Raw genomic sequence first — 23,908 nt, forward strand, 5'->3', positions numbered from 1 at the left:
GAAGTGGTTCACGGCGGCCAGAGCGGCCAGCGGCAGCACCAGCGCGATCTTCAGCAGGAGGGCGTGGCCGTAGGGCGCGGTGGGCAGGGCCCGCACCGAGGGGACGATCGCCCAGGCCGCGACGAGGCCGGTCAGCACTAGTGTGCCCAGGGCGATGCCGGCCAGGCGGGAGAACCGCGGCAGCAGCGCCGCCGCCAGCTCGGCGCGCCGGGCGCCTGCCGCACGCAGGAGGCGCAGGAGCGCGGCGAGGCCTCCGATCCACAGCCCGGCCGCGGCCAGGTGGAGCCAGTCGACCGTCCCCAGCGCCCACCCGCGCCCCGCGGAGTGGGAGGCGAGCGAGACGGCCCCAAGCAGCGCCGCTGCCGGCAGCAGCGGCACCCAGGTGACCCGCGGCGGACGCCTCAGCGCCGTGGACACGGTGTGGACCACTGCCGCACCGAGGATCAGCACCAGGTGGCCCAGGTGGCTGCCGGTGGCCACGGCCGTGGGGCCGCCGAAGAGGGAGGCCAGCGCCCCCACACCCGTGAGGAGAATCACGCCGACGCCCTGAGCCAGCCGGCCGCTGCGGGTGGGGGGCAGGAGCAGCAGCACCGCTGCGGCCAGCCGGCCGAGCGTGCTCCAGCCGATGCGCGTCCCGAGCAGCAGGGCGCGGAAGCGCGGGTCGGCCACGGCGGCCGCGAGGGGTCTGTCGAGCAGCTGCGCGGCGTTGGCCAGGAACTCGGCGGTGCTGCCCGCCAGCACCCCGAGCGCGCCCAGGACCACCAGCGGGCGCAGGCGCGCCACCACGGTTTCAGGGGGCAGGACCTCGGCTGCCGCCGCCCCCACCAGCAGCGGGAAGGCCACCGCACCGGTAGCGAGCAGCGCGGCCGCCAGCGCCACCCAGCGAGGAACCACGACCATGAGCGCTGGCGCGCCACCCTCCGCCGACCGGCGTCCCGCCGGTACCGCCTCGCCCACCCCGAAGACGACGATGCCGCTCGTGGTGTGGCCGTCCACCATGGAGAGGACGCGCCAGCGCACGACGTAGAGCCCGCGCCCCCCGGAGGACAGGGGCAGGACGAGACGCCGCCCGTCCGGAGACCGGCGGAGCCCGGCGCTGTGCACGCTGCCCCCAGGATCGGTGACGCCGACGCTGCTGAGCGCGGGGTCCACCGGCTCGCTGAAGACCAGCACCACCCGGTCCGGGCGCGCCTCCACGGTGGCGCCCGGCGGCGGGTCGGCGCGCTCCAGCACGGCGTGGGCCCCCGCCGGGGCCGCCACGAGGAGCGGCAGCGCGAGCGCCGCCAGCACCGTGAGGACGTGCCGGCCCATGGCGCCGTTCAGGACCGCACCGCCATCGTCACCGCCGCACCGTGAACCGGAAGGTCCCGTGCAGGACATCCCCGTCCACCGCCGAGACAGTACGCCATCCCACGGTGTACGTGCCAGGACTCAGCGGGGTTCGGAGCACGGCCACCATCGAGGTGCGCTCCAGGTCGGCCAGGTCGACCCCGCCGCTGGCCAGCAGGCGCCCGCGGGCGTCGCGCACGTTCATCACACTGCCCTGGGGGGCCAGCTCTTCGCTGAACCACGCCCGCACCACTCGCGGCGGGCGGGTGAGGACGGCGTTGGGCGCGGGCTCCGCCCGCACGAGGCGCGCGTGCCCAGGAGCCGGGACCGCCGCGAGGTGCCAGGCCAGCCCCACCGCCAGCAAGCGCACGAGCAGCATCCACGGGCCTGGCCGCCCCCCGCGCGTGGAGCGCGGGCCCGCCCGCGTGACGCCGTCCTTCACGGACCTGGTTCTCTCAGCCATGTGATCCCTCCGCCCACGCTCTCGTCCGTCAGGCGCAGGAGGCGCGCCGTCGCCATCTCGTACAGGAACAGGCCCAGCTCGCCGGTGAAGGCGACCCACCGCCCGTCGGGGGACCAGGCGGCCACGATCCCGTCCTCCGCGACCTCGGTGAGCCGCTCCAGCCCGCTGCCGTCCCGGGCGACCACCCACAGGTCCCAGGGGATGCCGTGCGCCTGCACCCTGGCCGGCCCGGGCCGCCACTGCAGACGCGGCACCGGGGCCGAATCCAGCCACCGGGCCAGGGCCATCGCCTGCCTCGGGACGGCGCGACCCGGACCCCCGGCGTCCGCTCCGCGCTTTGCCCGCATGGGCGGCCCGCCGAAGCCGGAGAAGACGATGCGCCGTCCGTCCGGGGCGAAGCGTGGGGCCACGAGCCCGAGGAAGTCGCCGCCCACAAGCAGCCGCGGCGGGCCGCCCGGCTCCCGGACCCACAGCTGCGGGCGGCGCGTCCGACGATCGGTGGTCAGGTAGGCCACCGCGCCGTCGGAGGCGACGGTGGGCCAGGAGCCATCGGAGACCACCACCCGGAGTCTGGTCCCGTCGAGCGCCACCTCCTCGATGCGCGTGGCCGCCTTGCGGTTCTGGCGGACGACGAACAGGCGCTGCCCCCTGTGATCCCAGGCCGGCTGCATCGCGGCGCCCGCCTCGGCGTCGTAGGCCACCACGCGCCGTTGGGTCTGCCCGTCGGCACCCATGATGTAGACGTCCGTCCCCTCAGGATAGCTGCCGTCGGGGTTGGGGAAGAGCGCCGTGTAGGCGATGAGGTAGCCGTCAGGCGAGGCGGCGGGGTCGCCGACGTAGGCGCCGGGGGAGAAAGGGCGGAGCAGCCGCCGCGTCGCGGTCGACGGGCGGAAGCTCCAGAGGCCTCCGGGCCGCGGGAAGACGAGCGTGCCGCCGACCTGCGGGAGCGGGCCGCTCAGGGGCAGGCGGCGTGGGTCCGAGGAGCGGCAGGCGCTCAAGAGGACCAGCGCCAGGGCGCCGGCCACTGCTGCGCGACGCGCCGGGGGGGCGGCCCGCCTGTGTGCCGCTCCCAGCGGGCTCATCGGTCCGTGGGTGCGAAAGTGCGGATGAAGTTGATCACGTGCCACCGTTCCTCGGGGGTCAGGACGTCGCGGAAGGCCGGCATGGCCGTTCCGGTCACGCCGTTCGTCACCCAGTAGAAGAGCTGTCCGTCCGTATGCCCGGCGGCCATGTGGATGCGGAAGTCGGCCGGGCGCGGCACCATCGTGGCCGCCGCCGGACCGTCGCCCCGTCCCTCCACACCATGGCAGACCTGGCACCGGGCGCGGTAGACGACCTCGCCGACCCGCAGCGACTCCGCGGTGGGCGAGAAGGGATTGGTGGCCGCCAGCAGGGCCTGCTCCCCGCGCACGGCCTGCACCGCCAGGAACAGGCCGGCGGCGGCAAGGAAGGCGCCGGTCGCGGCGGCCGCTGCCCGCCGGCGTCCCCTGCGCTGGCGCAGGGCCACCACCAGCACGGCGATCCCCACCAGGCCGACCACCACCCCGCCGACCGTGCGCGGCTGCCAGAAGGTCGTGCCGGCGAGCGGCTCGGGTGGGCGGTCCGCCTCGGCACCGGTGGGGGTGAGGCGGAAGCGCACCGCCGTGCGCGCGTCCTCCATGCCGGCCCGCCGGACGAGCAGCTCAACCTGCCACCGCCCCACGACGGCCGCCGCAGCGGTGGAGACGACGTACGCCCCCGGACCTGCAGGTCGCGCCCGCTCGACGACTGTGCCAACCGGCTGGTCCAGGTACGTGAAGCGCAGGTCGACGCGCTGCGCCGTCACCGGCCGGCCGGCCCGGTCGCGTACCGTCACGGTGACGGTGTTGAGCCCGGGCCGTCCCGGACTGAGCGCCACCGTGAGGGACAGGTCGCCCGCCGTTGCGGACACGCGGAAGGGGCGCAGGGCCGCCAGGCGCGCGTAGGTGTCGCGGGCAGGGGCCAGGCTGGTGAGCACGGCGCTCGCGCCCAGGACGAGCACGGCGAGGAGGACCTCCACGGTGACGATCCGGTGGAAGAGGCGCGCCAGACCACTGACCGCGTCGGCACGACGGGCCGGTCCGCGCACGGCGGCGGCCAGCTTCGGGCGGATCAGCGTCAAGTTCACGCCGCCGAGCAGCACCAGCGGGACGACGAGGAGGAGTTTAATGCCCAGGGTCCGGCCGTAGAGCGTCTCGCGCATGGCCGCAGGCGTGCCGACGTGCGTCCAGGCCAGCACCAGCCCCGAGGCGACGAGCGCGCTGACGGCGGCGACGGCCAGCCGGGAGAAGCGCGGGACCACCTCGGCCAGCACCGCCTGGCGCTGCGCCCGCGGCAGCGCCCGCAGCCAGAGGGGCAGGACCGCCACCAGGCCGACGAGCCCGCCGACCCAGACGGAGACCCCGAGCAGGTGGACCCAGTCGGCAACCACCGCCACCGCGGCGCCGGCGGCGGCGCTGTGGCTGTTCAGAGCGGTCGTCGCCAGGACGCCGGCGGCGAGCAGCGCCGTGCCCACCCGGGCGGCGCCGCCGGCACGCAGCGCGCGCGGGAGGAGCAGTGCCGCGACGATCACCCCTGCTACCCGCAGGGCCCAGACCTGCCCGAAGCGTGTCCGCCAGGCCAGTTGCCCCAGCGTGGCCAGGAAGGTCTCTGTGCCGGTCCCGCCGACGAGGACACCCTGCACCACCAGGGCCCCGACGCTGGCCAGCAGCAGGCCGGTCCAGGCCGCCCATACCAGGCGGTGCTCGCGCGCCCGGGCGGCCGCCTCCTGCCCCAGGTCGAGCCGCCGGCCGCGCAGCGCCGGCCCGAGCGCGAGCGGTCCGAGCAGGAGCAGTCCCAGCAGGACGGCGCCGGCGAGGTACCCCGCCCAGCGCACCGCCGCCTCGAGCGGCATGGCCGGGCCGACCTGCTGCGGCGGCTCGGGAGGCGGCGGCACCGTCGCCGGGCCGACCAGCAGGCTGAAGCTCCCCCGGGTGACGTGGCCATCCACCGCCGAGAGGGCTCGCCACGCCACGGTGTAGACGCTTGGTTCCAGGGGGGCCAGCGCGACCGCGACCGCCGTCCGGTCCCCCGGCACCGGCTGCGTGCCGCCCCGGTCGACGCGCCGTCCCTGCACGTCGAAGACGGTCAGCTCGGTGAAGCGCAGCTCCACCGGCTCACTGAACCAGACGCGGACGTGCGCCGGCGCATCGGTCAGGCTCACCCCGGCCGGCGGGTCGGACCGCACGAAGGTGGCGTGCGCCCGGACCGGGATCGCCTGGAGCAATACCCCGATGGTCGCTGCGGCCAGGATCGCCGCCGGGACCGGGAGGTGGGACCGTCGCGCCGCGGTCACGCCTGCCTCATCTCCACCGACGCACCAGCGCGAGGCCGCCCAGCACGCTCCCCAGGAGGCCCAGGACCAGCCCGGCGCCTCCCAGCGTCTGGGCCCGCCGGGCCTGCGCCGCCGCCGCGGCCGTCTCCCGGCTCAGGTCGGCGGGGGACGGCAGACGCTCAGGGAACTGGATAGCCGCGATCTCCTCGACGCCGTCGAACTTCCCGTCAGCCGAGTCGAAGGTCTCGTCCACCGGCTGCCCCTCGATGGTGCCGGTGATGCGGAACCGGTAGTCACCGACCCGCGTGGGGACGATGTCGGCCGTGTACCGTCCCGGCTGGCGGAAGACGGGGCGCAGGGTGAGCGCCCGCGACTGCCCGCCGAAGAGGACTTCGGCGCGCAGGGTGCGCTCCAGCCCCTCGACCGGCCTCTCTTCCCCACCATGGGGAGCGGGAAGGAGGACCCGCAGGTCCAGCCCGTTCTTCTCACCGACAAACGCAGGCTCGGTCGCCCATCCTACGACGAACTCGACCTGCCCGACCTTCCGGTGCTCGTGCGCCTCGACGGGGACCGCCCCGTTCAGGGTCACTAGCAGGGGTACCATACCGATCGCTCCCAGCATCCACCCGCGCATACAACTTCCTCCCTTCGGCCATCCCGATGTGTCGCCGGATCTCCAGGCGCGGCTCCCGTGCAGCCGGCGACGGGGCCGCGTCGCGTTGTCCTGGAGGGGTGCCGTTAGAGCGGGCGGGGCGGAGGGTCGGCGGGAGCCCAGGCCAGGCTGTGGATCGTCGGAGGGACCGGCGGCACGACGGACGCCACCGGCTGCGAGAACCAGACTGGTGTTCCCGGCGCCGGTTCCAGCACGGCGCCAGCGGCCAGCCCCAGAACCGTCACCGCCGTGGAGGGGGAGGTGGCGAGGACGACGGTCACGCCGCCCTCCCGCCGTGGGGCACCGGCCGGCGCGTGGGTATGCGGGGCGGCCGCGCCGTGGGTGTGCGGTGGCAGCGAGGACGCCCAGGTGATCCCGTTCGTGGTCAGGACGAGGTGCTCGTGGAGGGGGTCGGCTTCGGCGGCATGATGGTCCAGCCGGGCCAGTCCCGCCGCCCAGAGCGCGACCAGGAGCAGACCCGCAACGCGATACCGGCGTGACCGTCCACCCATGGTCCTGCCGTGGTGCGGTCCGTCGACCATCACGGACCGCACGGCGCGTCAATTATACCTCAGGCCGCCTGTCAGGCCGCCTGAGACCACCTGTCAGGCCGCCTGCGCCTCCCGCAGCGCCGCCCGCCCCGCACGCACCGCCTGGAAGAAGGCCGCCTCCTCCTTGAGGGCTAGGCGGCGCGGGCGCGGCAGCGTCACGGGGATCTGGGCTACGATGCTCGACCCCGTGCGCGGCGAGGGGCCGCGGCTCATCACCACCACCCGGTCGGAGAGGAAGACCGCCTCCTCGAGCGAGTGAGTGACGAAGACCACGGTGAGCCGGCGCCCCTCGACCACGCGCAGCAGTTCCAGGTTCATGCGGTCCCGTGTGAGCTCGTCCAGCGCCCCGAAGGGCTCGTCCATCAGCAGCACCTGGGGGTCGAGGGTGAGGGCCCGGGCGATGGCGGCGCGTTGCTGCATGCCGCCGGAGAGCTTGTCCGGGTAGTAGTCGCCGAAGCCGTCCAGCTCGACGGTGGCCAGCAGCGTCCGGGCGCGCTCCAGGTACCGGCCGCGCCGCCAGGGCCACAACCACCAGCGCGGGTCGCGCAGCCGCAGCGGCAGGAGGAGGTTCTCCTCCGTGCTCAGCCACTCGAAGAGGACGGGCTGCTGGAAGATGACCGTGCTGAGCCCCGCGCGCAGCGCTTCCTGCGGCGGGCGTCCGGCCACCTCGATGGTCCCGGCGGTGGGCGGCCGCAGGCCGGCCAGGAGGAAGAGGACGGTGCTCTTGCCGCACCCCGACGGGCCGATGAGGGAGACGAACTCCCCGGGCCGGACCTCCAGGGTGAGGCCGGAGACGACCTCCAGGACCTGGCCCGGGGCGCGGCCGGGCCACCCGGCCGGCCGCGCCACCTCGTAGGCCTTGGCCACGTCCACCATCCGGATGACGGGGGGTGCGGTCACGCTAGGGCATCACCCGACTGGGGAACCGGGTGGTGTAGGCGGCCTGGACGTTGCGCGCCCGCAGCAGGTTGGCGTTGGCCAGGTCGCGCGCCAGCTGCGTCCACGCCGCCGGGTCGACGTACCCGTAGCCGTGGCGCCGCGTCGCCTCCGTGACCATGATCGAGTAGAGGAAGTCCATCCCCTCGATCTCGTGGGCCTCCCCGCCCTTGAGGTTCCTGTTGTACTTGACTAGGATCTGCGCCGCCTCCTGGCGGTTAGCGAAGGCGTACTTGAACCCGCGGTAGCGGCCCGTGAGGTACTGCTGCACCACCTGGGGGTGGCGGCGGATGATCTCCTCGGTGGTGAAGACGACGTTCTCCGGCCAGCGCTGGTTGAAGTCGTCGGCGTAGCTGTAGACGTAGTACTGCTCCTTCACGGTGCGCTTGGCCACCAGCACCTCGTTGTAGCCCATGGCGTGGGCGAACTGGTACTGCTTCTGCAGCCACCCGCCGATGGTGGCCGGGTCGCCCTGCTGGTTGACGATCTTGATCTGCTTCTCCCACCCCGGCCCGATGGCCGCCTTGATCTGCTTGTCGTAGCCGATCCAGGTGGCGACGGTGCCCTTCACGTCCCGGGGGCCGCTCAGCGGTACCCAGGAGAGGAGGTGGATGGCCGACTTCTGGAAGTCGTGGGCCACCACCACGAGCGGCAGGCGCTGCCGTTCCCGGGCTTCCAGGATGTTGTAGGGGTAGTCCACCCCCAGCACGATGTCCCCGCGCCGCGCCGCCGCCATCACCCGGTCGATGGGCGAGAGCCCGGGGCCGCCGCCCACGACCTGCACCTGCAGGTTGCCGAAGAGCCTCTTCTCCACCGCCACCGGGTCGCCCATCGACTCGTTGTGGATGAACCACGCCTCGATGATGGTGACCCGCGGCCCCTGCGCCCCCGCGCCCGCGCCGAGGAGCAGCGCCAGCACGAGTCCCAGGGTTCCCATGACGACGAACCTGCGCATCGCCCCACCTCCTTTGGCCGTCGGGCGGTCAGACCGGCCGCCCGCGCGTGATGCTGACGTGCCAGGGCAGGACCAGCCGCTCGGCCAGCGTGACCGCACCGAGCAGCACCCACCCGATGAGCGTCGAGCACACCGCCGCGAGGAACACCCGGACCGTGTTCCCCACGTAGCGAGAATCCAGGATCATGTAGCCCAGGCCCTCGAAGGCGCCGAAGAGCTCCCCGACGATGGCCCCGTTCACCGCCGCCATCACCCCGCCCTTCAGGCTGGTGAAGATGATGGGCAGGGCGGACGGGACGCGCAGGAGGAGCATCCGCTGCAGCCAGGTGGCGTTGTAGACGTCCATGAGGTGCTCGCGCATGGGGTCCACCGAGATGAACGCCTTGTGGGTGTGGTAGAGGACGGCGAAGAAAGTGTACATCCCGGCGATGATGACCTTGCTGGTGATCCCCAGGCCGAACCACACCACCGCCAGCGAGGCCAGGGCCACGAAGGGGGTGCTGTTGAGGGTGACGACGAGCCGGTAGAGGAAGTCCTCCACCGCCCGGGGCAGCCAGACGAAGAGCATGGCGCCGAGCAGCGCCAGGGCCGACCCCAGCAGGAAGCCCCAGACCACCTCCTGCGTGGTGATGGCCGCGTAGGCCAGCACGAGGTCCAGGTCCTCGCGCAGGGCCAGGGCGATCTGGGAGGGGGCGGGGAGGAGGTAGGGCTGCGCGTAGAGGCGCGAGCCGACCTCCCAGGCCGCCACGGCGACCACGGCGAAGACGGTCCACGAGCCCAGCCCCATCAGGACGGCGCGGGAGACCCGTGGACGGCTCTCCGCGACGGCCGGAGCCGGGACGGCTGGAGCCGGGGCGGCGGACCGGCCGGGCGCGGCGGCGCCGCCGGGGGCGGTGGCCTGGGCGGGGACGTCGTCAGGCGTCAAGGGGGTGCCGCCACGTCAGGCCCGGGAAGCGACTGTAGTCCCTGTCGGTGGTGATCCACTCGCAGCCCGACTCGATGGCCAGCGCGGCGAAGTACGCGTCGGGCACCAGGTTGCCCCGAACGGCTGTGCGCCGGCAGAGGTCGACGAAGATCTCCCAATGGCGCGGCCTCGGCGCCAGCAGCACGCAGTTCGGCCGCTCCCGCAGGGCCTGAACGAACTTGAGCGCCCGTGCCATCGGCGTCGGCGTCCTGAACACCCGCGGGTGCGTGACCACGCGCAGAAACCCGCTCAGCACGAGCTCGGCGATCCCGTATGGGGAGGGGGATGCCAGGACCTCCTCCAGCCAGGCACGGTAGCGGGCGTGGTCGGGAGCGTCCGCTCGATGCGCGTAGACCAGGACGTTCATGTCGAGGAGGATCATCCCCGCTCCATGACGTCGAGCAGCGCCGCGGTATCATCCAGATCCACCCCGGGCTGGAGGCCGTCGCCCCGAAACGTGGGGAGCGCCGGCCCCCGGGTCTTCCGGGGGCGCCTCGCCGCCGCGAGCGCCTGCCGGAGCGCGTCCTCGATCACCGCCGTGAGGGTGCGCCCGGTGCGGGCGGCCAGCTGTTTGGCTTCGGCCAGCAACTGCGGGTCCAGGCGGATCGTCGTTCTCATGCATCGAGATGTAGGCAGTTGACATCAAGATGTCAAACCTCAGCGTCCCGCACCGAGCTGGCCCGCAGGCCCTCGTTCGCCCGGACCGCTATGGGAGGAAGCGGACCTCCTCGGTCCGGCCGTCCCAGTGGACGCGCGAGCGGGCGGGCTGGGTCTCGGCCACGACCCGCCCGCGGGAGACGACGTACCGGCGCGCGGCCAGGGTGCGCAGCGCGTCCACCCGCGTGGGCGCGTCGAAGACCACCAGGTCGGCCCGCCGGCCCACCTCCAGGCCGTAGTCCTCCGCCCCGAAGACCGCCGCCGCCCGGGTCGTTACCAGGTCGAGCAGCGTCTCCAGCTCCTCGCGCCCCGACATGTGGCCGTAGTGCACCATGACGAAGCAGGCCTGCAGCGGGTCCCCCACCCCCAGGGGGTACCAGGGGTCCATGATGGAGTCGTGGCCGATGGCCACGTTGATCCCGTTGGCCAGCAGCTCCTTCACCCGGGTGAAGCCGCGGCGGATGGGGTAGGCGTCGAAGCGCCCCTGCAGGACGGCGTTGTCCAACGGGTTGGTAACGATGTGCACCCCGGCGCGGCGCAGCCAGCGGATCAGGCGGTAGGCGTAGGCGTTGTTGTAGGAGTGCATGGCGGTCGTGTGGCTGGCCGTCACCCGTCCCTGCAGGCCCAGGCGGATCGTCTCCGCCGCCACGACCTCCAGGAAGCGGCTCTGGTCGTCATCGGTCTCGTCGCAGTGGAGGTCGGCCGGGCGGTCGTACTCCGCGGCCAGGCGCAGGGCCGTCTTCACGTCGCGCTCGCCGTACTCGCGCGTCCACTCGTAGTGGGGGATGCCGCCCACGACGTCGGCGCCCATCTCCAGGGCCTGGACCAGCAGCCGCTCCCCGTCGGGGAACGAGTAGATTCCCTGTTGCGGGAAGGCCACGAGCTGCAGGGTGATGCGGTCCGCCACCTCCTCGCGGACCTCCAGCAGGGCCCGCAGGGCGGTGAGCTGCGGGTCGCAGATGTCCACGTGGGTGCGCACGCGGGTGACCCCGTGGGCCAGCATCCAGCGCAGCGCCCCGAGCGCCCGCGTCCGCACGTCCTCCTCGGTGAGGGTCCGCACCCGCTCCGCCCAGATCTCGATCCCCTCGAAGAGCGAGCCGCTGCGGTTGTGCCGGGGCTGGCCCACCGTGAGGGCGGCGTCCAGGTGGATGTGCGTCTCCACCAGGCCGGGGGTGACCAGGTTGCCCTCCGCGTCCAGCTCGCGGGCGGCGCGCTGCGGCAGGTGGGGCTCGATGGCGGCGATGCGCCCGTCCTGGACGGCGATGTCGCAGAGCCCCTCGCGGCCCGGGATGGCGGCGTGGCGGACGATGAGGTCCATGCCGGAGGCGTTCACCCGCAGGACGACACTGGGTGATTCGCGTCCGTGACCGGCCCTCCTGCCCGGCGGGCCGTTTCCGTGGCGCGGGACGGCCTGCAGCGCGCCACGGGACGGCCCCGGTCGCGGCGCAGGGATGGACGGGGCGTGCGGCCAACCTCTCAGCGTGCCCCTGCTGGCGATGGAAGGGATCGTCAAGCGCTTCGGCGAGGTGACCGCGCTCGCCGGGGTGGACTTCCGCGCGGAGCGGGGGGAGATCCACGGGCTGCTCGGCGAGAACGGCGCCGGCAAGACGACGCTGATGAACGTCCTGAGCGGCCTCTACCGCCCCGACGCCGGGCGCATCCTCCTGGACGGGCAGCCGGCGGCCATCCGCGAGCCCCGGGACGCCGTGGCCCGCGGGGTCGCCATGGTCCACCAGCACGTGGAGCTGGTGGGCCACTTCACCGCCCTGGAGAACATCGTCCTGGGGCGGGAAGGCGGGGGGTGGCGGCTCCGCCGGTCGGCCCTGCGCGGGCAGGTGGAGGCGCTGGCGGCGCGCTACGGGCTGGCCGTCCCGCTCGACGTCCCCGTGGCCCGCCTGGGCGTGGGCGTGCAGCAGAAGGTGGAGATCCTCAAGGCCCTCTACCGCGGCGTGGAGATCCTCATCCTGGACGAGCCCACCACGCTCCTCACGCCGCAGGAGGTGGAGACCCTCTTCGCCACGCTGGGGGCGCTCACCCGGGGCGGGCTGCTCGTCATCTTCATCACCCACAAGATCCGCGAGGCGCTGGCGGTGACCGACCGTCTGACGGTCATGCGGCGGGGACGCGTCGTCGCCACGCTGCCCACGGCGGCCGCCGACGAGGGGCGCCTGGTGGAGCTGATGATCGGCGAGCGCCTGCCCCGCGCCGCCGACGCCACGGTGGCCGCCGCCCTGGGCCTGGCCGGCGAGGAGCCGGCTCCAGAGCGCCATCCGGCACCGGCACCCGCCCCGGCGCCGGCCCCGCCCGCAGCCCCGGGGCCGACCACGCCACCGCCCTCGGGCGCAGCCACGTCACGGGCCGGGCCGGCGGGCGCCACGGTTCCCCGGCTGGCGCTGGAAGGGCTGACCGTCGGCGACGAGCGGGGCCGGGCGATGGTGGAGGACGTCTCGCTCGTGGTGCACGCCGGGGAGATCGTGGGGGTGGCCGGTGTGGCGGGCAACGGGCAGCGGGAGCTGGTCGAGGCCATCGTCGGGCTGCGGCCCGCCCGCCGGGGGCGCATCCTCCTGGACGGCAGCCCTATCGAGGCCCTGCCGGGACGGGAGCGTCTGGCGCGCGGGATCGCCTACATCCCCGAGGACCGCCTCGGCGACGGCATCCTGCCGACCCTCAGCGTGACCGATTCGCTGCTCTTGGGGCTGCACCACCTCCTCTTCCGCGGGGTCCGCCTCGACGCGCGGCGCGCGCGGGCGCTGGCCGAGGAGGTGATCGCCGAGTACCGCATCGTCTGCCCCGACCCGGCGGTGCGCACCGCCACGCTCTCGGGGGGCAACATCCAGCGCGTGGTGGCCGGCCGGGCCTTCCGCCTGGCCGCCCTCACCGGCCACCGGCTGCTCGTGGCCATGAACCCCGCCCGCGGTCTCGACGTCCCCGCCACGCGCCTGATCCACGAGCGGCTGCGCGAGGTGCGCGCGCGCGGCGGAGCGGTCCTCCTCTGCTCCGAGGACCTGGACGAGCTGATGACCCTGGCCGACCGCATCGCCGTCCTGCGCGCGGGCCGCCTGGCCGGTCTGTTCACCCGGGACGCCTACGACCCCTACGCCATCGGCGCGGCCATGGTGGGTGCCGCGGGCGCAGCCGGCGGATGAGGGCGGCCCGTCCCCGGACGCTGCGGCCGGCGCTGGCCGCCGCAGGCGTGTACGCTCTGGCCCTCGCCGTGGCCCTCCTCGTGGGGGCGGCGCTCATCGCCCTGGCGCAGGGGGACGCCGCCACGGCCTACCGCACGATGTTCCGCACCTCCCTCGGTTCGGCCGCCGGCATCGCCCAGACCCTCAACAAGACGTCGCCCCTGCTGCTGGGCAGTGTGGCCGTCGTCCTGGGCATGCGCGCCGGCCTCTTCAACGTCGGCGTCGACGGCCAGATCTACCTGGGGGCGATCGCCGCCACGGGCGTGGCGTTTGCGCTGGGGGCGGCACCGCGCGCCCTGGCGCTGCCCGTGGTGCTGCTGGCGGGGATCCTCGGCGGGGCGGCACTGGCGGCGGTGCCGGCGGTCCTGCGGGCCGCCGCCGGCGTGAACGAGATCTTCGTCACGGTGATGCTGAACTTCGTCGCCCTCCTCCTCACCGAGTACCTGGCCACCGGGCCCTGGAACGACCCGATGGCCGGGGAGGCGATCAGCCGCCCCATCCCGCCCGGCACCACCCTGCCGATGCTGGCGCCCCGGGCCGGGCTCCACGCCGGCATCGTGCTGGCGGTGGCGGCCGGCCTGCTCGTGGCCTGGGTGCTGGGGCGCACGGTGCTCGGCTACCAGATCCGCGCGGTGGGCGACAACCCCCGGGCCGCCCGCGCGGCCGGCATCCCCCTGGCCAGGATGACGCTCGTGGCCCTGATCACGAGCGGGGCACTGGGCGGGCTGGCGGGAGCCATCGAGGTGAGCGGCTTCCACTACCGGCTGATCCTGGGGCTCTCGCCGGGGTACGGGGTGATGGCCATCCTGGTGGCGGTGCTGAGCCGCCGCCACGTGCTGGGGGCGATGGCGGCCGCCTTCGGCTTCGCCGTGCTGCTGGTCGGGTCGGACTCGCTGCAGCGCAGCATCGGCCTGCCCGCCAGTGCGGTTTTCGTCTTCCAGGCGGTGATCCTGCTGGTGGTGCTGCTGGCGGAGGCGGCCCGGCCGGGCGTGCCGCGGGTCCGCGCGCGCCGGGCCTTCTGGACGCGTCGGGCCCTGGAGGCGCCGCCCTCGTGAGGCGGAGGGCGCGGGTCCGACGGGGCTGTGGCCGGATGCTCGCCGGCGCGAGGGTGGATGGGAGGAGGCCTCCGGCGTGACCACGCTCGTCGACCCCGGCCTGCTGCGGCTGATGGTGACCATGGCCGTCCCGCTGCTCCTGGCGGCCCTGGGCGAGCTCGTGACCGAGCGCGCCGGCGTCCTCAACGTGGCCATCGAGGGCCAGATGCTGCTGGGGGCCGTGGTCGGCTTCCTGGGGGTCTTCGCCAGCGGCCACGTGCTGGCGGGGATGGGCCTGGCGATGGCGGCGGGGGCGCTCCTCAGCCTGGTCCTGGCCTGGTACGCCGTCACGCTGCGCCGCGACCAGATCACGGTGGGGCTCACCCTCTTCGTGCTCTGCGTGGGGCTGGCCTCGCTCCTCTACCGCATCGTCGTGGGGGTGCGCTTCTCCCCGCCGCGCGTCCCGACGCTGCCCGACCTGCCGGTCCCCGGCCTGCAGTCCCTGCCGGTGCTGGGCCCGGTGCTCTTCAGGCAGCACGGGCTCGTCTACCTGACGCTGCTGCTGGTCCCGGCCCTGACCGTCTTCCTGTTCCACACGCCGGCGGGGTTGCGGCTGCGGGCCCTGGGAGAGAACCCGCGCGCCGCCGACACGGTGGGCGTGAACGTCTTCGCGGTCCGCTACCTGGCCACGGTGGCCGGCGGGGCGCTGATCGGGCTGGCCGGCGCGGCCCTGCCGCTCACCATCACCGGGGCCTACACGGAGGGGATGGTGGCCGGGCGCGGGTGGATCGCCCTCATGCTGGTGATCTTCGGGCGCTGGCTGCCGCACGTGGTGCCGCTGGGCGCCCTGCTCTTCGCCTACGTGGAGGCGCTGCAGTTCCGCCTGGCGCTGGTGACCCGGGCGGTCCCCTCCCAGGGGCTGTTGATGCTGCCCTACCTGCTGGCCATCCTGGTGTTGGTCCGGGTCTACCGGGGCGCGCAGGCGCCGGCGGCGCTGGCGCGCCCCTATGACCGCGAGGAGCGGACCTGAGGACCGTGTTCCCCCTGGAGGACCTGCTGGTCGTCGACCTCAGCCGCGCGCTGGCCGGGCCGTACTGCACGCTGATGCTGGCCGACCTGGGCGCGCGCGTCATCAAGGTGGAGACGCCCGAGGGCGGGGACGACACGCGCGGGTGGGGGCCGCCCTTCCTCGACGGCGAGGCCACCTACTTCCTCAGCGTGAACCGCAACAAGGAGAGCCTCACCCTCAACCTCAAGGACCCGCGCGGCGCGGAGGTCCTCCACCGGCTGCTGGCCCGCGCCGACGTCCTGGTGGAGAACTTCCGCCCGGGCACGATGGACCGGCTCGGCTTCGGCTACGCGGCCGTGCACGCCCGGTACCCGCGCCTGGTCTACGCCAGCATCTCCGGCTTCGGCCAGGACGGTCCCTACCGCGAGCGCACCGCCTACGACCTGATCCTCCAGGGGATGGGCGGGCTCATGGGCATCACCGGCGAGGAGGGCGGCCCGCCGGTGAAGGTGGGGGTGGCCGTGGCCGACATCTGCGCGGGGATGTTCGCGGCCTTCGGCATCCTGGCGGCGCTGCGCGCCCGGGAGCGCACCGGCCGGGGGCAGTGGGTGGACGCGGCGATGCTGGACGGGCAGGTGGCCTGGATGACCTATCAGGCGGCGGCCTACTTCGCCACGGGAGAAAACCCGCGCCGCCTGGGCTCGGCGCACCCCTCCATCGTGCCCTACCAGGCCTTCCGCACCGCCGACGGCTACCTCAACCTGGCGGTGGGCAGCGAGGCCATCTGGGAGCGCTTCTGCCAGGCCATCGGGCGCCCGGAGTGGCGGGAGGACCCGCGCTTCCGCACCAACGCCGACCGGGTGGCGCACCGCGCCGTGCTCGTGCCTTTGCTGGAGGCGCTCTTCGCCACCTGCCCCACCGCCCACTGGCGCGAGCTCCTCGACGCCGCCGGGGTGCCGAACGGCCCCATCTACCTGATGAGCGACCTCTTCGCCGACCCGCAGGTGGCGGTGCGGCAGATGGTGGTGGAGGTGGAGCACCCGCGCATCGGCCGGCTGCGCCAGACCGGAGTGCCGGTGAAGCTCTCCGAGACTCCGGGCGCGGTGCGCCGTCCACCCCCGCTGCTGGGCGAGCACACCGACCGCATCCTGGCGGAGCTGGGCTACGACGCGGAGGCCATCGCCACCCTGCGCCGGGCGCGGGTGGTCTGAGGGAGGGCGGGCGCGGGTGGTCTGAGGACGGGCCGCGCGCGGTATCCTACTCTCTGGAGCCCGCACCGGCGCGGCGGCGCTGGCGCCCGCGTCGGGTGCGGCCCCTCACCATCGATGGCCGTCGAGACCGCCACCACTTGCCCGGGCTGCCGTAGCCCCCTGAGCGGACCGGCGCTGCGGGAGGCGCTCTACGTCTGCCCCTCCTGCCGCACCCACCTGCCCATGCCCGCCCGGGAGCGCGTGGCCATGCTCGCCGATCCGGGCACCTTCCGCGAGCGCGCCCGGGGCCTGGTCTCCGTCGACCCGCTGGCCTTCGCCGACCAGCGTACCTACCGCGACCGCCTCCTGGAGGCGCGGCGGCGCACCGGATTGCGGGAGGCCGTCCTCACCGGCGAGGCCCGTATCGACGGCCTGCCCGTGATGCTCATCTGCTTCGACTTCGACTTCATGGGCGGGACGATGGGCTCGGTGGTGGGGGAGAAGGTGGCGGACGCCTTCGACCACGCCACGCGCCGCCGCCTGCCGGTGGTGAGTGTCACCGCCAGCGGCGGGGCCCGCATGCAGGAGGGCATGCTCTCCCTCATGCAGATGGCCAAGACCGCCGTGGCCCGCGCCCGCCACGACCAGGCCGGATTGGCCTACCTGTCCGTGCTGGCCCACCCCACCTTCGGCGGCGTGGCCGCCTCCTTTGCCGCTCTGGGCGACGTCCTCATCGCCGAGCCCGGCGCGCTCGTGGGCTTCGTGGGGCCGCGCGTCATCGAGGCTACGCTGGGGGAGCGGTTGCCCGAGGACTCCCACCGGGCCGAGACCCTCTTCCGCTCGGGGCTGGTGGACCTGCTGGTGGACCGTCCCCACCTGCGCGAGCTGGTGGCGTCGCTCGTGCGCCACCTCAGCCCGGCGCGCGCCGAGCGGCCCCCGGCCCGGCGTGAGGGGCGGCGCCACCGCCCGCCCGCCGTCACGCGCGGCGGCGAGACGCCGTGGGAGGAAGTGCTGCTGGCGCGCCACCCCGACCGGCCGACCACACGGGACTACCTCGACCGACTGCTGGTGCGGTTCGTCGAGCTCCACGGCGACCGGCAGTCGGGCGACGACCCCGCCGTCATCGGCGGGGTAGGGGAGCTGGACGGCCAGACCGTGGTGGTGGTGGGGCACGAGCGGGGACGCACGCCGGAGGAGCGCGAGGTCCGCCGGCGCGGCATGGCCCTCCCCGAAGGCTACCGCAAGGCCCTGCGCCTGATGCGGCTGGCGGCCAAGTTCCACCTGCCGCTCCTCACCTTCGTGGACACGCCGGGGGCCTATCCGGGCTACGAGGCGGAGCGGCACGGGGTCTGGCAGGCCCTGGCCCGGAACCTGCAGGCCATGGCGGTCCTGCCGACGCCCATCGTCAGCGTGGTGATCGGCGAGGGCGGCAGCGGCGGTGCCCTGGCCCTGGCCGTGGCCGACCGGGTGCTGATGCTGGAGCACGCCATCTACTCGGTGATCTCGCCCGAGGGCGCGGCGGCCATCCTCTACCGGGACCCGGGGCGCGCGGCGGAGGTGGCGGCCCGCCTGAAGCTCACCGCGCCCGACCTGCTGCGGCTGGGCATCATCGACGTGGTGGTGCCGGAGCCGCCGGGCGGTGCCCAGGCCGCACCGGATGCGGCGGCGGCGACGGTACGGGCGCACCTGACGGCGGCGCTGGCCGACCTGCGGCGCCTGCCCGTGCGGCGGCTGCTGCGTGCGCGGCAGCGGCGCTACCGGGCGATGGGGCAGGTCGGTACCTACTGGCGGGAGGTCGTGCGCACGGAGATGCAGGAGCTGCTCGACGCGGTCGAGTCCCGCCTGCCGCGTCGCGGCCGCGACGCCCGCGAGACCGAGGTCTCGCCCTCCCCCACCCCCAACGGTCCGGGCACGGGGCGGACGGTCCCTTCCAGCTAACGCGCCGTCGGCCGGGTGAGCGACCGCCCGCGCCCGGGCCGGCGCCCCGGGCGCGCGTCCAGGACAGCCTACACGCGCTCCCTGGACGGCGCAGCCGTCTCGCCCATCTGCCAGGCGTAGAGGAAGCCAGCCAGCATGTCGGCGCCGGAGGTCTCCCCCGTCTCCAGGATGCGCGCGGCGGCGTCGACGGCCTGGTGGGGGTCTGCGGGCAGCCGCCGCACGAAGTCGTGCCAGCGGTCGGGCGCATGCCCCGCGAACGCTGCCTCCAGGTAGGCCTGGCTCACCCGCCCGGTGCGCACCCGCGCCGTCTCCAGGACGATCTGGCCGACGGCCCGGATGCCGAGCGGCCCTGCCCGGTCCGGCCACAGGTGACAGGCCAGCAGCACGCCAGCCAGCAGGTCGTCTCCTGATGGCGTGAGCCCCGGCCCCAGGCCGGCCAGCCGGCTGGCGGCGGCGGTGAGCGAGGCGATGTCACCCTCCTGCAGCGCCTCGCGCAGCAGGCCCAGGCCCTGCCGCGCCTGGGTAAGCAGGGGACTCTCGTGTTCGGGGTAGAGGACGCGGGCCAGTCCCTCCTCCGGTGCGGCCCACCGCAGGAACATGCGCACCGCGCGCATCCCCCGGTCGGCGGGCGCGGCCAGGGTGGGGAGGGTGGGGTCCCAGACGGCGGCCGGGGTCAGGTGGATGCGCAGGTCGCCGACCTGGAGGTGCTCGTCGTGCACCTCCACCGGGTGCCCGGTCGGGACGTGCCGGAAGGAGGGGGTGGCGCGGACCGTGAGGGCGAACGCCCCCCGCCCCAGCGGCTCGCTGAGCACCGCGATGATGCGGCCCTCGCGCGCCTCGACGTAGCAGGACCGGTCGAAGACGGCCAGCACCTGACCGGCCAGGCCGGGCGACTGGAGGAGCGGCTGGACCGGCCGGGCGATGGCCAGGGCGGGGATGGAGGCGGACACGCCCCTATCCTACCCCCGACGGGGAAGCCGGACCTCCTTGAGGATCCACTCATGGCGCGCCTGCAGCGTCTCGTCGAGCGTGCAGAGCGGGGCGCGGCGGGCGCGGCTGTGGGCCGCCAGCAGACGGTCGAACGGATCGCGAGTCCACGTGAGCGGGAGGGCGTGGCGGACGAGCGTCAGCCACGGCACCTCGTCCACCAGAAACCGCGGGTCGGCCAGGACGGCGTCCGTGAACTCTGGGTTGCGCACTTCCAGCCGCCCGGCCTCGCTGAGGAACTGCACCTCCAGGAGCGAGACCGGCGACAGCCCCCAGGGGCGGTACCGATCGAGCCAGGGGAAGTCCCGCAGGCGGCGGGCTGAGAGCACGATCCAGATGAGGAAGTGCGTGTCGAGCAGGACGGTCACCGGGCCGTCCGGCGCCGCTGGCGGAGACGCAGCCCGACGGCTCGGGGTGTCCACTCCCAGGACCAGGTGTGGGCCTGCTCGAGGTCGGGGACCCGCAAGAGGGAGGCGTATTCGACCGGAGCGTCGCGGTCCGACGGGGCGGGCTCGGCACGGAGCACGATGCGGTGCCCGCGCCGCTCGATGACGACGACTTCGCCCCGGGCGACCTCGTCGAGGAGCCCGAACCACACGCGACGCGCCTCGGAGGCGGTCAGCCGTTTCACATGTACAATGTACAATGAGATGCCCCGGGTGGGAAGGGAGCGATCACCCCTTCGGCGGCTCGGCTCCCGCTCCCGTTCCGGCCGCAGCCTGCACCGCCTCCACGATCCCCTGGTAGCCCGTGCACCGGCAGAGGTGGCCGCCCAGCGTCTCCAGCACCTGGGCCTCGGTGGGGTGCGGGTGGTCGCGCAGCAGCGCGTAGGCGCTCATCAGGATCCCCGGCGTGCAGAAGCCGCACTGCAACCCGTGGTGGCGGCGGAACGCCTCCTGCAGGGGGTGGAGCGTCTCCCCCGTGCTCAGCGCCTCGACCGTGGTGACGGTGTGGCCCGCCCCCTGCACGGCGAAGAGCAGGCAGGAGCGCACCGGGGCGCCGTCGAGCAGCACGGTGCACGCGCCGCACACCCCGTGCTCGCACCCCAGGTGGGTGCCGGTCAGCCCCAGGTCCTCCCGCAGGAAGTCGGCCAGGGTCTTGCGTACGTCGACCGTGGCCTCGACCGGGCGGTCGTTCACCGTCAGGGTGACCGTGGCCGTCGCCACCGGCGGGCGGAGCCGGCGGGGCCGCGCGGGACGGGCGAGGCGGGCCGGGGCGACCGTGCCCTCACCCATCCGCGTCCCTCATCCGCCGGGCGGCCCCCTTGCGGCGTGGGTCCCTCATCTGCGGCGTGGGTCCCTCATCCGCCCGGCGCGCGCTCGGACGCGCCGGCCCGTGGCGCGCGGCTGCGGCCGGCGCGGGGGCGGGTGGCGGAGCGTTCCCACGCCGCCGCCAGCGCCCGGCGCACCAGCACGGCCGCCACCTCCTTCCGGTAGGCGGCCGTGGCGTGGATGTCCTCGGGGGGCTCGAGCGGGGCCGCAGCCAGCCGTCCCGCCTCGGCCAGCACCTCGGGCGTCGGCTCCCGGCCCGCCAGGAAGGCCTCGGCCTCCGGCGCGCGCAGCGGGCCCGGGCCCACGCCGGTGAAGGCCAGCCGGGCGGCGGCCATGCGGCCGTCCTCGCGCTGCACCAGCGCGGCCACCCCCACCAGGGCGAAGTCGCCGTGGCGGCGGGCGACCTCCAGGAAGGCGCTGCCGCTGCGCGGCGGCGGCAGCGGGAAGCGGACCTCGGTGACCAGCTCGTCCGGCCCGACCGCCGTGGTGAGGTACCCGGTAAAGAAGTGAGTCCACCCGATCACCCGCGTGCCCGCCGGGCCCACGACGACCACATCCCCGTCGAGCGCCGCCAGCACCGCCGGCAGCTCGGCCGCGGGGTCGGCGTGGGCGATGGAGCCGCCCACCGTGCCGCGGTTGCGGATCTGCGGGTGGCCCACCAGGCGGATCGCCTCGGCCAGCAGGGGCACAGCGCGGGCCACGAGCGGGGAGCCCTCGACCTCCCGCTGGCGGGTGAGCGCGCCTACCAGCAGCCGGTCGCCCCGCCGGCGGAGATAGGCCAGCCGGCCGATGCGGTTGATGTCGACGATGACCTCGGGGCGCACGAGCCGCATGTTCAAGAGCGGCACCAGGCTCTGACCGCCGGCCAGGACCTTCGCCTCCGGGCCGTACTCGGCCAGCAGGGCCAGCGCCTCGGCCACCGAGCGCGGGGCGGCGTAGCGGAACGGCGGGGGCTTCACGCGCCCACCCCGGCCGGCACCCGGCCGGCCCCGGCGGCGATCAGCTCCCGCACGCGCGCGGGGCTGAGCGGCATCTCCGTGATCCGCACCCCCCACTCCTGGAGGGCGTCGTCCAGCGCGGAGGCAAGCAGCGCCGGGACAGGGATGGTCCCGGCCTCGCCCGCGCCCTTCACCCCCAGCGGGTTGAGCGGCGAAGGGGTCTCCAGGTGCTCGATCTCGATGCGCGGCACTTCCGCCACCGTGGGCAGCAGGTAGTCCATGAAGGTCTGGGTCAGCAGCTGTCCCTCCTCGTCGTAGACCAGTCGTTCATAGAAAGCGTTGCCGATCCCCTGGGCGATCCCGCCGCGGATCTGCCCCTCCAGGATCAGCGGGTTGATCACCCGGCCGCAGTCGTGCACCACCACGTAGCGCAGGAAGCGCACCATCCCCGTCTCCACGTCCACCTCCACCTCGGCGGCGTGGCAGCCGGCCGCAAAGGTCCCGCGGGGCGGGGCGAAGTAGCGCGTCGCCTCGAGCCCCGGTCCCTCCCACGAGGCGGGAATGGTGCCCCGCAGCGGGTTGGCCGCCACCGCCACTTCCCCGAGCGGCGCCGCCCGGCCGGGCACCCCGCGCACCCGCACCGTCCCGTCGCGCAGCTCCAGGTCGTCGACCCGCGCCTCCAGCAGCGTGGCCGCCACCTGCAGCGTCTTCTCGCGCACGGCCTGCGCCGCCAGCGCCACCGCATTGCCGGCCACCACGGCCGCCCGGCTGGCGAAGGTGCCCGTGCCCCACCCGAAGGCCCCGCTGTCCCCTGTGGTGACGATGACGTCCTCCGGACGTACCCCCAGGGCGTCCGCCACGATCTGGGCGAAGGCGGTGTAGTGGCCCTGCCCCTGGGTGCCCACCGAGGTGGCCACGAAGACCTTGCCCGAGGGCTCCACGGTGATGCGGCACCCCTCGTAGGGGCCGATGCCGCCCCCCTCCACGTAGCAGGCCAGGCCCAGCCCCACGACGCGCCCGGCCCGCCGGTAGGCGGCCCGCCGGGCCGGCCACCCGTCGTAGTCGATGGCCCGCAGCGCCCGGTCCAGCACCTCCGGGTAGTTGCCGCTGTCGTAGACGAGGCGCGCGTTGTCCTGGTAGATGAGCCCGACGTCATAGGGGAACTCGTGGGGCTGGATGAAGTTGCGGCGGCGCACCTCCGCCCGGTCCAGCCCCAGCTCGCGGGCCACCCGCTCGATCAGCCGCTCCATGACGAAGACCCCGTGCGGCCGCCCGGCCCCGCGGTAGGGGCTCGTCTGGGTCTTGGTGGTGAAGACCGCCGTGAACTCGGCGTGGTAGTTGGGGATGCGGTAGGGGCCGGGGAGCGTGCACGAGGCCACGATGGGGACGATGAGGCCGTAGGCGCAGTAGGCGCCGGCGTCGTGCAGGAAGACGGTGCGCACGCCCAGGATGCGGCCCTCCCCGTCGACGGCGATCTCGGCGTCGTGGACCTGCAGCCGCTCGTGGTTGGTGGCGGTGAAGTGCTCCCGCCGGTCCTCCACCCACTTCACCGGGCGGCCGAGCACCATGGCGGCATGGGGGACGAGGATCTCCTCCGGGTAGCACATCATGATCTTCGGCCCGAACCCGCCGCCGATGTCGGGCGCCACCACGCGGATGTGGTGCAGCGGCAGGCCGAAGAGCCGGCTGAGGAAGTCGCGGATGCGGATGGGCGCCTGCGTGGTGTCCCATACCGTGAGCTGGCGCGCCGCGGCGTCCCACTCCGCCAGCACTCCCCTGGTCTCCATGGGGGAGGATGCCCCGCGGTCGAACACGAACCGCTCGCGAAAGATGTGCGCCGCCCGGGCGAAGGCCGCCTCGACGTCCCCCACGCGCTGCGTGTAGTGGGCGGCCACGTTGGTCCCGGCGTCCTCGTGGACGAGCGGCGCATCCGGCCGCACCGCCGCCAGGAGGTCCACTACCGGCGGCAGCGGCTCCAGCTCCACCGTCACGCGCTCGAGGGCGTCCTCCGCCAGGTAGCGCGTCTGCGCCACCACCATGACCACCGGCTCCCCCACGTGGCGCACCTTCTCGCCAGCCAGCGCCACCTGGGTCTTGTGGTGGACGAGCGCCGGGTGGGGGATCAGACGCGGCAGCGGGCCGCGGATGGCCGCGGGCAGATCGGCCGCCGTGAAGACGGCCAGCACCCCGGGGCTCGCGCGCGCCGCCTCGACGTCGATGCGGCGGATGCGCGCGTGGGCCAGGGGGCTCCGCCAGAGGGCCGCGTGCACCATCCCGGGGCGGCGGATGTCGTCGAGGAACAGGCCGCGGCCCACCAGCAGCCTGGCGTCTTCGTTGCGCGGGACGCGTTCCCCGAACCAGCGGGTCGCCATGGAATATCGGTCCGATTCGCACGCCGCACGGGTCTTTCCTGCCCGCCGGTCCGGCAGCAGGCCGCGCCGGGCCCAGCGCGAATCCCTCACGAGGAGCGTCCCCCCGCTGGAGCCGGGGGGCGTTCCCCCTGGGGAGAGGAGGAGCC

Annotated in this window: 23 protein-coding genes; 5 read left to right on the forward strand and 18 right to left on the reverse strand. The window is 74.5% G+C overall.

The genetic code is table 11. The annotated features are described in order from the left end of the window. The 12 genes from RB146_11590 to codA form a co-directional block, all read right to left on the reverse strand. Positions 1–1,311 (reverse strand): copper resistance protein CopC (locus tag RB146_11590; protein MDQ7829612.1); only part of this gene is annotated, 1,311 nt, incomplete at its 3' end. 28 nt (positions 1,312–1,339) lie between these two features. After that, positions 1,340–1,708, reverse strand: coding sequence for a copper resistance protein CopC (locus tag RB146_11595; GenBank protein MDQ7829613.1), 369 nt, complete (start codon positions 1,706–1,708; stop codon positions 1,340–1,342). 59 nt (positions 1,709–1,767) lie between these two features. Then, positions 1,768–2,817 carry a hypothetical protein gene (locus RB146_11600; protein MDQ7829614.1) on the reverse strand — a complete coding sequence of 350 codons (1,050 nt, stop codon included), beginning with the start codon at positions 2,815–2,817 and terminating at the stop codon, positions 1,768–1,770. 53 nt (positions 2,818–2,870) lie between these two features. Further along, entirely contained in the window at positions 2,871–5,144 is a 2,274-nt protein-coding gene (locus tag RB146_11605) for a FixH family protein (GenBank protein ID MDQ7829615.1), read from the reverse strand. A 7-nt stretch (positions 5,145–5,151) separates the two neighbouring features. Then, the gene (locus tag RB146_11610; GenBank protein MDQ7829616.1) at positions 5,152–5,727 is read right to left on the reverse strand and encodes a hypothetical protein; all 576 of its coding nucleotides are present in this window, start codon (positions 5,725–5,727) and stop codon (positions 5,152–5,154) included. 134 nt (positions 5,728–5,861) lie between these two features. Beyond that, the gene (locus RB146_11615) at positions 5,862–6,287 is read right to left on the reverse strand and encodes a hypothetical protein (GenBank protein ID MDQ7829617.1); all 426 of its coding nucleotides are present in this window, start codon (positions 6,285–6,287) and stop codon (positions 5,862–5,864) included. Positions 6,288–6,380: 93 nt separating this feature from the next. Then, a complete protein-coding gene (locus RB146_11620) occupies positions 6,381–7,226 on the reverse strand; it encodes an ATP-binding cassette domain-containing protein (protein MDQ7829618.1) in 846 nt (281 codons plus the stop codon). 1 nt (position 7,227) lies between these two features. Then, positions 7,228–8,217, reverse strand: coding sequence for an ABC transporter substrate-binding protein (locus RB146_11625; GenBank protein MDQ7829619.1), 990 nt, complete (start codon positions 8,215–8,217; stop codon positions 7,228–7,230). Between the two features lie 28 nt (positions 8,218–8,245). Beyond that, positions 8,246–9,142: an ABC transporter permease gene (locus RB146_11630; GenBank protein ID MDQ7829620.1), complete on the reverse strand. Its 897-nt coding sequence runs from the start codon at positions 9,140–9,142 to the stop codon at positions 8,246–8,248. Continuing rightward, complete coding sequence (locus RB146_11635; protein MDQ7829621.1) at positions 9,132–9,563, reverse strand: type II toxin-antitoxin system VapC family toxin; 432 nt, start codon at positions 9,561–9,563, stop codon at positions 9,132–9,134. The genes RB146_11630 and RB146_11635 overlap by 11 nt, the downstream gene beginning before the upstream one ends. Then, positions 9,560–9,799 carry a YlcI/YnfO family protein gene (locus tag RB146_11640; GenBank protein ID MDQ7829622.1) on the reverse strand — a complete coding sequence of 80 codons (240 nt, stop codon included), beginning with the start codon at positions 9,797–9,799 and terminating at the stop codon, positions 9,560–9,562. The genes RB146_11635 and RB146_11640 overlap by 4 nt, the downstream gene beginning before the upstream one ends. A gap of 88 nt (positions 9,800–9,887) precedes the next feature. Next, positions 9,888–11,156 (reverse strand): cytosine deaminase, encoded by a 1,269-nt coding sequence (gene codA / locus RB146_11645; protein MDQ7829623.1) that lies wholly within the window; start codon positions 11,154–11,156, stop codon positions 9,888–9,890. Between the two features lie 163 nt (positions 11,157–11,319). On the opposite strand from codA, the gene RB146_11650 reads away from it, so the two are divergent. The 5 genes from RB146_11650 (at position 11,320) to RB146_11670 (ending at position 18,194) form a co-directional block, all read left to right on the forward strand. Further along, a complete protein-coding gene (locus RB146_11650; protein ID MDQ7829624.1) occupies positions 11,320–12,984 on the forward strand; it encodes an ABC transporter ATP-binding protein in 1,665 nt (554 codons plus the stop codon). Then, the gene (locus RB146_11655; protein MDQ7829625.1) at positions 12,981–14,078 is read left to right on the forward strand and encodes an ABC transporter permease; all 1,098 of its coding nucleotides are present in this window, start codon (positions 12,981–12,983) and stop codon (positions 14,076–14,078) included. Before RB146_11650 ends, RB146_11655 begins: the two co-directional genes overlap by 4 nt. Positions 14,079–14,154: 76 nt before the next feature. Then, complete coding sequence (locus tag RB146_11660; GenBank protein ID MDQ7829626.1) at positions 14,155–15,087, forward strand: ABC transporter permease; 933 nt, start codon at positions 14,155–14,157, stop codon at positions 15,085–15,087. 5 nt (positions 15,088–15,092) lie between these two features. Next, positions 15,093–16,277 (forward strand): CaiB/BaiF CoA-transferase family protein, encoded by a 1,185-nt coding sequence (locus RB146_11665; GenBank protein ID MDQ7829627.1) that lies wholly within the window; start codon positions 15,093–15,095, stop codon positions 16,275–16,277. 114 nt (positions 16,278–16,391) lie between these two features. Beyond that, positions 16,392–18,194 (forward strand): acetyl-CoA carboxylase carboxyltransferase subunit alpha, encoded by a 1,803-nt coding sequence (locus RB146_11670; GenBank protein ID MDQ7829628.1) that lies wholly within the window; start codon positions 16,392–16,394, stop codon positions 18,192–18,194. Positions 18,195–18,262: 68 nt separating this feature from the next. Here RB146_11670 and RB146_11675 read toward each other — a convergent pair whose 3' ends face one another. The 6 genes from RB146_11675 to cutA all read right to left on the reverse strand — a co-directional run bounded on the left by RB146_11675 (position 18,263) and on the right by cutA (position 23,762). Continuing rightward, the gene (locus tag RB146_11675; protein MDQ7829629.1) at positions 18,263–19,144 is read right to left on the reverse strand and encodes a DUF2877 domain-containing protein; all 882 of its coding nucleotides are present in this window, start codon (positions 19,142–19,144) and stop codon (positions 18,263–18,265) included. A 9-nt stretch (positions 19,145–19,153) separates the two neighbouring features. Next, the gene (locus RB146_11680; protein ID MDQ7829630.1) at positions 19,154–19,549 is read right to left on the reverse strand and encodes a PIN domain-containing protein; all 396 of its coding nucleotides are present in this window, start codon (positions 19,547–19,549) and stop codon (positions 19,154–19,156) included. Beyond that, positions 19,546–19,779: a hypothetical protein gene (locus tag RB146_11685; protein MDQ7829631.1), complete on the reverse strand. Its 234-nt coding sequence runs from the start codon at positions 19,777–19,779 to the stop codon at positions 19,546–19,548. Before RB146_11685 ends, RB146_11680 begins: the two co-directional genes overlap by 4 nt. Before the next feature lie 76 nt (positions 19,780–19,855). Next, entirely contained in the window at positions 19,856–20,416 is a 561-nt protein-coding gene (locus tag RB146_11690) for a (2Fe-2S)-binding protein (protein ID MDQ7829632.1), read from the reverse strand. 65 nt (positions 20,417–20,481) lie between these two features. After that, the gene (locus RB146_11695) at positions 20,482–21,411 is read right to left on the reverse strand and encodes a xanthine dehydrogenase family protein subunit M (GenBank protein MDQ7829633.1); all 930 of its coding nucleotides are present in this window, start codon (positions 21,409–21,411) and stop codon (positions 20,482–20,484) included. Continuing rightward, entirely contained in the window at positions 21,408–23,762 is a 2,355-nt protein-coding gene (cutA, locus tag RB146_11700) for an aerobic carbon-monoxide dehydrogenase large subunit (protein MDQ7829634.1), read from the reverse strand. Before cutA ends, RB146_11695 begins: the two co-directional genes overlap by 4 nt. Positions 23,763–23,908: the final 146 nt, after the last annotated feature.

This window comes from Armatimonadota bacterium (assembly GCA_031081585.1).
GTDB classification, from domain to species: Bacteria; Sysuimicrobiota; Sysuimicrobiia; order Sysuimicrobiales; family Humicultoraceae; genus Geohabitans; species Geohabitans tengchongensis.

Excerpts from the sequence above, each read along its gene's own strand:
- RB146_11595 (MDQ7829613.1), bottom strand. The coding sequence starts at position 1,708 with ATGCTGCTCGTGCGCTTGCTGGCGGTGGGGCTGGCCTGGCACCTCGCG.
- RB146_11610 (MDQ7829616.1), bottom strand. The coding sequence starts at position 5,727 with ATGGTACCCCTGCTAGTGACCCTGAACGGGGCGGTCCCCGTCGAGGCG.
- RB146_11615 (MDQ7829617.1), bottom strand. The coding sequence starts at position 6,287 with ATGGGTGGACGGTCACGCCGGTATCGCGTTGCGGGTCTGCTCCTGGTC.
- RB146_11625 (MDQ7829619.1), bottom strand. The coding sequence starts at position 8,217 with ATGCGCAGGTTCGTCGTCATGGGAACCCTGGGACTCGTGCTGGCGCTG.
- RB146_11635 (MDQ7829621.1), bottom strand. The coding sequence starts at position 9,563 with ATGATCCTCCTCGACATGAACGTCCTGGTCTACGCGCATCGAGCGGAC.
- RB146_11640 (MDQ7829622.1), bottom strand. The coding sequence starts at position 9,799 with ATGAGAACGACGATCCGCCTGGACCCGCAGTTGCTGGCCGAAGCCAAA.
- codA (MDQ7829623.1), bottom strand. The coding sequence starts at position 11,156 with ATGGACCTCATCGTCCGCCACGCCGCCATCCCGGGCCGCGAGGGGCTC.
- RB146_11655 (MDQ7829625.1), top strand. The coding sequence starts at position 12,981 with ATGAGGGCGGCCCGTCCCCGGACGCTGCGGCCGGCGCTGGCCGCCGCA.
- RB146_11670 (MDQ7829628.1), top strand. The coding sequence starts at position 16,392 with ATGGCCGTCGAGACCGCCACCACTTGCCCGGGCTGCCGTAGCCCCCTG.
- RB146_11690 (MDQ7829632.1), bottom strand. The coding sequence starts at position 20,416 with ATGGGTGAGGGCACGGTCGCCCCGGCCCGCCTCGCCCGTCCCGCGCGG.
- cutA (MDQ7829634.1), bottom strand. The coding sequence starts at position 23,762 with ATGGCGACCCGCTGGTTCGGGGAACGCGTCCCGCGCAACGAAGACGCC.